At 38.3% G+C, this 10,630-nt stretch carries 9 protein-coding genes; 5 read left to right on the top strand and 4 right to left on the bottom strand.

Going from position 1 to position 10,630, the window contains the following annotated elements; all coding sequences use genetic code 11:
* Positions 1 to 207: 207 nt before the first annotated feature.
* Both Q4549_RS08490 and rffA read left to right on the top strand, forming a co-directional pair.
* A complete protein-coding gene (locus Q4549_RS08490; protein ID WP_303550634.1) occupies positions 208 to 1,866 on the top strand; it encodes a hypothetical protein in 1,659 nt (552 codons plus the stop codon).
* Positions 1,867 to 1,922: 56 nt separating this feature from the next.
* Entirely contained in the window at positions 1,923 to 3,056 is a 1,134-nt protein-coding gene (gene rffA, locus Q4549_RS08485) for a dTDP-4-amino-4,6-dideoxygalactose transaminase (protein WP_303550636.1), read from the top strand.
* 16 nt (positions 3,057 to 3,072) lie between these two features.
* On the opposite strand, the gene Q4549_RS08480 is transcribed toward rffA, so the two are convergent.
* Genes Q4549_RS08480 through Q4549_RS08465 form a run of 4 tightly spaced genes read right to left on the bottom strand, consistent with a single transcriptional unit; the run spans position 3,073 to position 6,023 of the window.
* Positions 3,073 to 3,759 carry a WbqC family protein gene (locus Q4549_RS08480; RefSeq protein WP_303550639.1) on the bottom strand — a complete coding sequence of 229 codons (687 nt, stop codon included), beginning with the start codon at positions 3,757 to 3,759 and terminating at the stop codon, positions 3,073 to 3,075.
* Positions 3,756 to 4,412, bottom strand: a complete 657-nt coding sequence (locus tag Q4549_RS08475) for an acetyltransferase (protein ID WP_303550642.1) — start codon at positions 4,410 to 4,412, stop codon at positions 3,756 to 3,758. The genes Q4549_RS08480 and Q4549_RS08475 overlap by 4 nt, the downstream gene beginning before the upstream one ends.
* A 13-nt stretch (positions 4,413 to 4,425) precedes the next feature.
* Positions 4,426 to 5,181 carry a phytanoyl-CoA dioxygenase family protein gene (locus tag Q4549_RS08470; protein WP_303550645.1) on the bottom strand — a complete coding sequence of 252 codons (756 nt, stop codon included), beginning with the start codon at positions 5,179 to 5,181 and terminating at the stop codon, positions 4,426 to 4,428.
* Between the two features lie 8 nt (positions 5,182 to 5,189).
* Positions 5,190 to 6,023, bottom strand: coding sequence for a class I SAM-dependent methyltransferase (locus Q4549_RS08465; protein WP_303550648.1), 834 nt, complete (start codon positions 6,021 to 6,023; stop codon positions 5,190 to 5,192).
* Between the two features lie 438 nt (positions 6,024 to 6,461).
* Here Q4549_RS08465 and Q4549_RS08460 point away from each other — a divergent pair, with 438 nt between their 5' ends.
* The 3 genes from Q4549_RS08460 (at position 6,462) to Q4549_RS08450 (ending at position 10,434) form a co-directional block, all read left to right on the top strand.
* A complete protein-coding gene (locus tag Q4549_RS08460; protein ID WP_303550651.1) occupies positions 6,462 to 7,940 on the top strand; it encodes a sigma-54 dependent transcriptional regulator in 1,479 nt (492 codons plus the stop codon).
* 114 nt (positions 7,941 to 8,054) lie between these two features.
* Positions 8,055 to 9,098: a PAS domain-containing sensor histidine kinase gene (locus tag Q4549_RS08455; protein ID WP_303550654.1), complete on the top strand. Its 1,044-nt coding sequence runs from the start codon at positions 8,055 to 8,057 to the stop codon at positions 9,096 to 9,098.
* 1 nt (position 9,099) lies between these two features.
* Positions 9,100 to 10,434, top strand: a complete 1,335-nt coding sequence (locus Q4549_RS08450) for a sigma-54 dependent transcriptional regulator (RefSeq protein WP_303550657.1) — start codon at positions 9,100 to 9,102, stop codon at positions 10,432 to 10,434.
* The last annotated feature ends 196 nt before the right edge of the window (positions 10,435 to 10,630 follow it).

The following is a 10,630-nucleotide window of genomic DNA, read 5'->3' as shown; positions in this document are numbered from 1 at the left end:
ATGTTTTTCAATTTCATTATGCCTAGCGTCAAAATAATGGCAATCTATTTAGCTTAACTTAGCTCTTTATAAACAAGATTAATCCGTTCATTTGTCCTATGTTCTGACGAAAAATGTTAAGTGATAGGTAATTGATGATTGGTATACTATTTGCTTGGTTTATTTTCACAAAGGAATGTAAGTTCTTCAATTGTTATGGGTTACGGAATGATTATTAAGCATATTGACTGGAAGCAAAGCAATGTTTTGAAAGAAGTGTTTTCGGAGGGGGAAGCCCCAGAGACGTTAGAGGATATGTCAATTGCATTGACATTGTTTCTGCAAGAACTTGAGCGTAATAGCGAGATTGATAGTGAGTCTAGTAATCGTATCTTTAACATGTTGCTTCAAGAGTTAGAGCCTTTAGCTAAAAATGATCCACATTGGCTAATCTGCTTAATGTCAATACACTTGGAGTTGGGGGACCGAGAAGGAGCTATTGATAAATTAGTGCACACATTATCTCATGTTAAATTAGATTTTGATGTGAAATGGTTTGTATATTGGCAACTGACTCGGCATTTCTTTCTTAATCGCTTAAGGTATGAGGAAGCTTTTCGATTTAAGAAACTTTCTGAAGCCTACAAGGCTGTATTTAATGACTACTACATTTGTCTAAGTCAGAAAGTAAAAAAAGCAGAGAGTATAAGGTCGGCTATAATGTCGGAAGAGCAGCCTTCAAAAAGCCATTTTAAGCCAAAGATTATTCTACTAACTAATCAATTTCTAACAGCAAAGCATGCACCCACTTATCTGTGTCTAAATATGGCACGAGAATATGTAAATCTGGGATTTCGAGTCTCGATTCTAAATTTGGGAATGCTACCAACTGATTTTCCTGTCATATTTGTAGGTGGTGAAAAGTTCAACCGAGTATTAGAGTATGATTTAGCTCAAAACAAAATTGTAATTGAAGAAAATGGAATTCAATTCAATTCATCAGAAAGTGTTAGCTCTCATATTTGCTATCAAGGCGTTGATATTCCATTTTCTCAGCTAGAAAGTGAAGAACAAATCGCATCTGTTGTTTCAAATTTAATGATTGAAAAACCTGAATTGGTTGTATCCATATCTGACAATAATCTGTTAGCTGATGCTCTTGCAAAATTGTCTTGTGGGGCCTTTCCCGTGGTCACTCACCCAACGTCTTCAGGTTTACCTATCCAGATAAATACAATTCCCTTGTATCTCAATCATCCAGTAAAAGACGACATTGTTAATCAATCAGAGAAATGTTCATTGTATCTACAGCGTTCGTATCCCAAACGTCATGTATCTTCAGAGTTAACTAGAGCAGACTTGAACCTACCAGATAATAAATTTTTAATTTCTGTTGTAGGGACTCGTCTTGATGATGAGTTCAATACTGATTGGCTTAACAGTTTAAAAAAGTTACTAGATAACTTTGACGATATGGCTGTTGTTTTTATTGGTTCACCGAAGAGTAGAGTAAGTCTTTACTTTAATGAATACGAAAATCAGACGATATATCTAGAGTATCAAAAAGACCTCTATTCTGTAATCGCTCTAACTGATCTGTTTTATAACCCTGATCGTTCTGGAGGAGGGACTGGGGCTTTAATGGCACTTGGAGCTGGTATCCCCGTTGCAACACTTGCTCGTATGTATAGTGATGTAGCTTGGTGGGTCCAAGAAAAATTCTCGTTTTGTAGTTATGATGAAATGGTTTCATATATATACAGCTGTAAGAATGATCGAAGTTTTTATGAGCAGCAATCTCAACAAGCAAAAGATGAATACAAGAGTATTATTGATGCACCATCGGCATTTGAAACTATCCTTATAGACTGTGGTGTGAAATATTAATGAGCAGGACTAAGTTTTAGTTATTTTGTTTTTTTAGTATCAGAAGGAGTGGACATTTGGTTCAATTCAATCGCCCAACCGTTATAGGAAATGAAATCGACTATATCAGTCGTTCAATCGGTAGTTCAAAAATATCTGGTGATGGAGTATTCGGTAAAAAGTGTCATGCATGGTTTGAAAAGAAGCTAGGATGCCAAAAGGTATTGTTAACTCCTAGTTGCACACAAGCGTTGGAAATGGCAGCTATTCTTATAAATATTCAGCCTGGCGATGAAGTTATTATGCCTTCATATACATTTGTATCCACAGCCAATGCTTTCGTTCTTAGGGGGGCTGTCATTGTATTTATTGATATACGTAAAGACACTATGAATATAAATGAGCTACTTATCGAAGAGGCCATAACAGATAAAACTAAGGCTATAGTTGTGGTCCATTACGCCGGGATTTCGTGCGAAATGGATAGTATTATGAATATTGCAGATCGTCATAAATTATATGTTGTTGAGGATGCTGCCCAGTGTTTGATGTCTCGATATAAAGATCGCCCCTTGGGAACAATAGGTCATTTTGGAGCATACAGCTTTCATGAGACAAAAAACTATACCAGTGGAGGAGAAGGCGGGTTATTATTAATTAATGATTGTAGATTTAATGAAAGAGCAGAAATAATAAGAGAAAAAGGTACTAATAGAAATCAATTTATTAGACAGGTTGTAGATAAATACACATGGGTTGATATTGGTAGTAGTTATTTGTTATCTGATTTGCAAGCGGCTTATTTATTCGCTCAGCTAGAGTCGGCAGATATCATTAACGCTAAGAGAAAGTATGTTTGGGATTCATATTTAAGTGCTTTTAAAAGCTTAGAAGAAAATGGTTCTATTGATTTACCTTTTGTTCCCGATCGCTGTGAACATAATGGGCATATTTTTTATATAAAAGTTAAAAATGAGAAGGTTAGAGATGAGATGTTGAACTATTTGAAAGAAATGGATGTGAATTCAGTTTTCCATTATGTTCCTCTACATTCATCAAACGCTGGTTTTCAGTTTGGTCGATTTAATGGTGAAGATAGAAATACATCATCTGAGAGTTCTCGTCTAATTCGTCTACCTTTATTTTTTAATATTACCGATGCAGAAATTACGTTGGTTATATCATCCGTTAAAAAGTTTTTTATTAGATAATATTACTTCTAGATTTTTATAAGGTTATGTGTTTCTTTGCATTTGGACCTAGGTTAAATATCAAATCCAATACTGAAAGGTTTTCATAGTTAAGTTCACTTTTGTGTTGATAGGACTTGTATTTTGAATAATCCATCCATTTTATCTCAATCGAGTTTCTTTTGAATTCTTTTTCTTCTAGGTAATCTTTTGCTGCAGGCCCGCTGATATATAAATTCGCATCAAAATGATTGCAAATATTTATTAGCTTTTGATTTCTACTATTGCTAACTTTAATGTCTAAGTCTCTTGAGTTAACTATCTCTGTTTTTATGTCTAAGCATTTGTTAACTGCCTTAATTAACGTGATGTTCAAGTCAGACAGGTACTTCCATTCTTGGTTGTAAATGTTTTTAAAATTATCATGGTATTCTTCGAAGAAATTAGATTTTTTATAATTTTGCTCAATTGTTTTCCAGTGTTTTTTACTCCATATTTTATTGTTTATTTCAATTGAATTTATTTCTTGCGACAAATTTTTATGTTTAACAGGAACGGTCAACCACTGCACTCCGCTATTTGTTAATATTTTATTTCTATTTCTCCAGTCGTTTTTAGTGTATTGAACTGTATCGTATACTACAAAGATATCTGATTGAGAAATTATTTCGAAGTAACCACGCCAAGGAATATAGTTTGATTGTAATATAGATATTTTTTTCATATTAATATCCCGGTTGATTTGTGAGTGTCAACTTTTATTCCTGGCACCCCAATGTATTTGGTAAATGGCTGCGTTGGTTTGGTTATTAGAGCGCCTGCACCTATTAATGTTTCATTTTCGATGTTTATATTTTGAATGATTGTCGAGTTAAAGCCAACAAAGCAATTATTCCCCATATGTGTTTTTCCGCCTAGTACAGATCTAGCGGCTATGAAATTGTGATTCCCTATCATGCTGTTATGACATACAGTTGTTCCAGACCAAAATATATTGTTATCACCAATTTCGCAGAATGGTTCTATAATTGCTCCTGGGAAAATTATATTATTTTCTCCAAGTTTTGATGACGGATCAATAATCGATTTAGCACTTAAATAGTTTATCATAGAATAGCCAGCCTTCTTTATTTCTTCAAACAGTATTACTCGGTTTCGCATGTTTCTATAGCCGATGGCTAGTAATACTTTAGTACTTGAAGAAGGGCATGAGGTAGATAATTCTTTAAATGGTATTAAGGGTTTATTATATATAACCTCTTGGTTGCAGTAATTGGAGTCCGCAGTGTAAGCTATAATGTTGTACTTTTTTTGTGTTTTCATGTAATTGGTTATCAAAAGGGCTAAGTCACCAATTCCATAGATTACAATATCCATATCGATTTAGTCCCTATCCTTGGTTAGGTTTATAGAGTCGTAACTCTTCAGGGAGATAAAATTCCTCTAGAGATGTTGGAACTCGTACATTCATACCTAAAAACTGCTTCCCTATATCGCCGAGCTGACCTATTAATTCTTCTGGAACGAGTCGAGGGTAGTCAAATCGTTGTCTCATATACGAACGACAAAAATTGATGGTTAAAGCATAGCGGCCTTGGGCAGTATTATTTTCTCCCGCCGCATGAGCAAGTCGTGCGTTGAATATTATCATATCGCCTTTCTTGCATGTCACTTGTTTGGCATGTCTATAGAAATAATCATCATCAGGTAGAGATTCAATTAAATGCGAGCCAGGAAGATAGAATGTACCTCCGTTTTCTATTGTAAAGTCATCTAATGGAAAAATAACACCTAAGTTACTAATATGGTTTTTAATAAATCTTGGACAATCTACATGCACTCTGCTTCCATAGTTTTTACTTTTTGGGGGGAGTGTTGAAGACTGATACGCATAAACGATACTAGTTTTATCTAATAAAATTGACACATATTTATACAGTGAAGGATGATCGAGCAGTGTTAGTAGACTTTCTCCATGTAACATACAATTATGAATCATGCCTCTATCAAAACGATCTCCATTTTTCTCTAAGTCAAACTTTGTGGCAGAACTCAACTCACTCTTTAAATTTTCAGTGAGTTCATTTGACAAAACAGCTGGGATAACGATTATTCCATCATTATTGAATTTTTCCGTAATATCCATTTATCTTCCTATTTTATAAGTACAATTTTTAAATATTTATATAGTGAAGATGATAATGGGAGAATAGACTTTAGGTACTGGTCGATTTCATCAGCTAGTGTGGGAGAGTGATCATGAATGATAGAGCCTTGGTCGACATACCATTCATATTCTATATAGCACTCGCTAAATCCAATTTTCCTAGCGGTTTGTCGTATTTCTTCTTCTGAGAATCCTTTCTGGAACGATTTTATTGGTTCAGCAGCAGCCATGGTTTCAGGATCTATACCATATTTATCTTGATAGTATGCTCCATTATGTAACCCTGCTTGGATTTCTCTCGTTATAATTTTGTTGTTTTGTTGGGTGCTAGATTCAGTGTGTTCTAACGCGTTTATAAAACTCCTATTCGGATTCAAGTCTGAATAAAACACACCTCCTTTACATAGCACTCTAAATACTTCCTTTAGAAAGGTTTCATAGCTGCTTAGGTGGTCCATGAATGAGTAGGCTGTTGCAAAATGAAACTCGTCATTTGGATAAGGCGTGTGTTCAGCGATACTATTAGTTAATGTTATATTACCGCTTGTAGTGTCGATCTCATCCATCATCTCTTGTGTTATATCAACCCCATGAACTTCATCGAATAAATTTTTCGTTAGATTGATGATAAAGCCGGTACCGCATCCAAAATCTATTAGCTTTTTATTTCCAATAGCTTTCTCCATTAGGGATATAATTGTTCTTTTTACTTTATCTTGGTTTTCTTGTCGGAAATGAGGACTATTTTGATAATCTCCATTTTTCAAAAGCAGTGAGTGAACTTTCCTATTAGATTCGAGGGTTTTATTATTAGTTTCCATTGGCATGACTTACCTTTGATATCTTCGTTGTGCTTCAGCTTAGCAAACTCCGCTTGGTCAAGTGTAGATTGCGTGATTTTTATTTATAGATTGTCAGCCGGTCGAGAGCTGCTAACTCAAGATAGGCTGCTTGGTTGTGTTTAAATTAGTCAAGATTTATGCCATTTATGAAAGTGTCTTACTTGGAATTTTACTTTAATTGGGTTCTAGTTTGCTAAGCGTAAAATGGGTGGCTGTGCAGTCCTTGTTTGAATAATTTTGGGCCTTTACGTCACATGTAAATAGGATACGTTAAGGATCCAATGTTACGTTGCGTCATATTTTTGTCGGTTTTCCCGCTTATTGCTTGCGATTTTTTGACGCCCGTTTACAATTAATTTTATAGGGTAACTAACTATAAGTATGTCGCAAGGTAGCTTATTTTTGCAGGGGATAGGGATGCAAGCATCCAAAAGTGTTTTAGTTTTTGAAAACGACGCAGAGAGAGCTAAGCAACTTGAAACGGTACTGGGGTTTATTGGGCAACAGTTTAGCGTTTGTGATAACGAAAATTTTGCTACTGAAGTATCAAACACTAGCCGCGTAGTACTCATTAGTAAGCAAATTGCCGATGTTGGTAGTTTGATTGCTAAGTATCCACTTTGTCCTTTTTTAAGTGTAGGAGAGGGGCATACCGTTGAGCCTTTACCTAATCTTATTGGCCATTTAGATTTACCGTTTAGTTATGAGCAGCTAACTCAGTTATTACACCACTGCGATGCTTACCTTACTCATCTTCCTGGCAAGATTGCTCCAGCAAAGAGTGAACGTTTAAGACAAAACTTGATAGGCAAGGGCATTGCTATTCAAGAGGTTCGTCATTTAATCGAGCAAGTAGCTGTTAAAGAAGCCAATGTACTGATTTTGGGTGAGTCAGGCACAGGTAAAGAGGTCGTTGCAAAAGCAATTCATGACCATTCCACAAGAAACGGCGGGCCTTTTGTTCCAATTAACTGTGGTGCTATTCCTCCAGACTTACTTGAAAGCGAATTGTTTGGCCATGAAAAGGGCGCTTTTACCGGCGCGTTTGCTATGCGCAAAGGGCGTTTTGAGTTAGCTGAAGGCGGCACGTTGTTCTTAGATGAAATTGGCGATATGCCAATGCCGATGCAAGTTAAGTTGCTTCGCGTATTGCAAGAGCGCCAATTTGAGCGTGTAGGGGGGAGCAAAGCAATTAACGCCAATGTGCGAGTTGTGGCAGCTACTCACCGACAGCTAGAGAGAATGATAGAGCAAGAGAAGTTTCGTGAAGATTTATACTATCGACTAAATGTATTCCCTATTGAGATGCCATCGTTGCGAGAGCGCCAAGATGACATTCCTTTATTGCTGCAAGAGTTAGTTAATCGCCATGAGGAAGAGCATTCGGCTGTGGTTCGCTTTACGCAGCGCGCTGTTGAATCACTAATGCAGCACCAATGGCCAGGTAATGTTCGCGAACTATCTAACCTAGTTGAGCGTTTACTTATCTTGCATCCCGACCAAATTGTTGATGTACATGATTTACCGCCTAAATATAGGCACATAGATGCAGAAGCATTTGAACCCAACTACAGTCCCGAATTAGCGGAACGTGATGCTTTACTGGCGATTTTTAATGATGAAGATGCGTCAGTTTTTTCAGATCCAAGCCCAGAAGCCCTGTTCCCAGAGGGCGAACCAGAAGAATCTCTTGATGATGGTTGGGGTGGTGCTCAGCAACTTCCCGACGAAGGGGTTAACTTAAAAGAGCTACTGGCAGAGCTAGAAGTTGATTTGATTCGTCAAGCACTCGAACAACAAGATGGTGTTGTAGCTAGAGCTGCTGAGCAACTGGGTATGCGCAGAACGACGTTAGTAGAAAAAATGCGCAAGTATGGGTTGAACAAAGATAGCTGAATCTAGAGTCTCGAACTTAGTTTGTTTAAGGCCATGAAATACATGGCCTTTTTTATGGCATGAAAATTGATTAAGTAAGCACTGTTAACGGTTTTATGACGCGGAGCTTTATTCATGCCTTCAGTGCTTTTACAACAACAGCCTACCAGCTTATCGGAGCATAACCTTGCTCAGATATTTGATGTTATGCCTTCAGGTTTAGTACTACTCGATAATAAAGGTTATGTCGCGCGCGCCAACCCTATTGCTAAAAATTTACTGGGTAAGGACATTGAGCAGCAACGTTGGTTAGACGCGGTGCCTCGTTTATTCTCTCCTAAAGCTGATGACGGCCATGAGCTTTCGTTAGTTGATGGTAGGCGAGTAAAACTGAGTTTATCGCCTTTACAAGATACCCAAGGCCAGCTAATCGTTCTTACCGATATGACGCATACTCGTCAACTTCAAGCAAATGTTGCCAAACTACAGCGTATGTCTGCGCTAGGGAACATGGTGGCGTCGTTGGCGCATCAAATTAGAACCCCTTTGTCTGCTGCGATGTTGTACGGCTCTAACCTGTCGAATAAAACTTTGTCAGAGAATGCGCGAGACAGCTTTCAAACCAAGATGATGGCAAGGCTTGAAGATTTAGAAACTCAAGTAAACGATATGTTGTTGTTCGCCAAAAGTGGCGAACAAATGGTGGTTAACTATGTGCCGGTTGGTCAATTGATTGAGCAACTTAAAGCCGCAACAGATGCTTGTGTTCGTCAACACAATGTAGAGCTGCGTTTGTCGGTTGTAAATCCAAATACCGAGCTGTTGGTAAATGCTAACGCTTTAGTATCAGCGCTGTCGAACTTAGTTGAAAATGCTGCTCAACTAAGTGGTAGTGATCAACTTATATCCGTTTCAGTCACTAGCTCTGAGAGCGAAGTTGTGATTGAGGTTGAAGATCAAGCAGGCGGAATAGACAAAGCGCAACAACATAAAGTATTCGAACCTTTTTATACCACTAAACAGAATGGAACAGGTTTAGGGCTAGCGGTGGTCAAATCAGTGGTGAGTGCTCACCAAGGTTCCATCGAACTCACTGGCACTGAACTTGGTAGCCGCTTTGTTGTGACATTACCGTTGCCGGAAGTGCAGCACCAAGACCTTGCTGTAGGAGGGCATTAAGATGAGCCAATCAACGATTTTAATTGTAGAAGACGATGCCGGATTAAGAGAGGCATTAGTCGACACCTTGTCTTTAGCTGGTTACTTATGCGAACAAGCTGATAGTGCTGAAGCAGCGTTATTAAGCCTTAATGATCTGCAAGTAGATTTGGTGGTTAGCGATGTGCAAATGAGCGGAATGGATGGCTTAAGTTTGCTTAAAAATATTAAGCAAAAATGGCCCCAAACCCCCGTATTGTTAATGACAGCCTACGCAAAAATAGACGATGCAGTGTCTGCGATGCGAGATGGTGCAATTGATTATCTGTCTAAACCATTTTCTCCTGAAGTTCTGCTCAATCAAGTAGGGCGCTATGCACCTTCGATCAAAGTAGAAAAGCGTGAGCCCATATATGGAGACCCTTCTACGGAGGCGCTGCTAAAACTAAGCCAAAAAGTTGCAGCTTCAGAAGCTTCCGTTCTAATAAGTGGGCCTAGTGGTGCCGGCAAAGAAGTATTATCTCGCTATATCCATGATTGCTCCCCGCGAAGCGAGCAAGCATTCATTGCGATTAACTGTGCGGCAATACCCGAGAATATGCTTGAGGCTACGTTATTTGGTTATGAAAAGGGCGCCTTTACCGGCGCTATTAAGGCGTGTCCGGGTAAGTTTGAACAAGCGCAGAGCGGTACCATATTACTTGATGAAATTAGCGAAATGGATTTAGGTTTACAGGCTAAACTTTTGCGAGTGCTACAAGAGAAAGAAGTAGAGCGCTTAGGTAGTCGGAAAATGATTCAATTGGATGTTCGAGTTATTGCTACTAGTAACCGAGACATGCGTGAAATTGTTCGCCAAGGCTTATTTAGAGAAGATCTGTATTATCGCTTAAACGTTTTTCCTTTAGCGTGGCAACCGCTCAATCAACGTAAGGGCGATATCCTTCCATTAGCTAATCACTTACTTAACCGCCACAGCACCAAATCTCACGAACTTAGTTTAAGTGCACAGCATAAGTTGATGAACCATGCGTGGCCGGGTAATGTGCGTGAATTAGATAATGTGATGCAACGAGCGCTGATTTTGGCAAATGTGTCTACAATCGATAGCGACTGTTTAGTGATAGAAAATCAATTAGAGCCGCTAAGTGTTGCGCCTATTTTGGAAGAGCAAAGTTTAACTCCCGAACCTCTTGGCAATGAACTTCGCCAACAAGAGCAGCAGATCATTTTAGAAACACTCAAAGCCTGTCACGGAAAACGTAAAGATGTTGCCGAAAAACTGGGTATAAGTCCACGCACTTTACGTTACAAACTAGCGCGTATAAAAGACTCAGGAGTGCAGCTTCCAGCTTGATACTTAGCAGCAGACAAGGGTGATATAAAGCAGTATGTCAGTACGATATACTGCTTTTTTGTTCAAAAATGCGATAAGCGTTCGCTGTATTTTGTTTTTTATTAATAATTTAATGAGGCGAAACGCAGCCTATTCACGTATAATGCGGCCGAATTTTTAGTTCTCATATATGGCTAGATGAGAACTTGCATTATGC

Source organism: Agarivorans sp. 2_MG-2023, assembly GCF_030548085.1.
Classification (GTDB): domain Bacteria; phylum Pseudomonadota; class Gammaproteobacteria; order Enterobacterales; family Celerinatantimonadaceae; genus Agarivorans.
The sequence above is the reverse complement of the archived record's forward strand: the minus strand, read 5'-3'. Positions and strand labels throughout refer to the sequence as shown.

What these genes read in the sequence shown, in the direction of transcription:
- Q4549_RS08490 (WP_303550634.1), top strand. Translation starts at nt 208, where the DNA reads ATGATTATTAAGCATATTGACTGGAAGCAAAGCAATGTTTTGAAAGAA.
- Q4549_RS08480 (WP_303550639.1), bottom strand. Translation starts at nt 3,759, where the DNA reads ATGAAAAAAATATCTATATTACAATCAAACTATATTCCTTGGCGTGGT.
- Q4549_RS08475 (WP_303550642.1), bottom strand. Translation starts at nt 4,412, where the DNA reads ATGGATATTGTAATCTATGGAATTGGTGACTTAGCCCTTTTGATAACC.
- Q4549_RS08470 (WP_303550645.1), bottom strand. Translation starts at nt 5,181, where the DNA reads ATGGATATTACGGAAAAATTCAATAATGATGGAATAATCGTTATCCCA.
- Q4549_RS08465 (WP_303550648.1), bottom strand. Translation starts at nt 6,023, where the DNA reads ATGGAAACTAATAATAAAACCCTCGAATCTAATAGGAAAGTTCACTCA.
- Q4549_RS08460 (WP_303550651.1), top strand. Translation starts at nt 6,462, where the DNA reads ATGCAAGCATCCAAAAGTGTTTTAGTTTTTGAAAACGACGCAGAGAGA.
- Q4549_RS08455 (WP_303550654.1), top strand. Translation starts at nt 8,055, where the DNA reads ATGCCTTCAGTGCTTTTACAACAACAGCCTACCAGCTTATCGGAGCAT.
- Q4549_RS08450 (WP_303550657.1), top strand. Translation starts at nt 9,100, where the DNA reads ATGAGCCAATCAACGATTTTAATTGTAGAAGACGATGCCGGATTAAGA.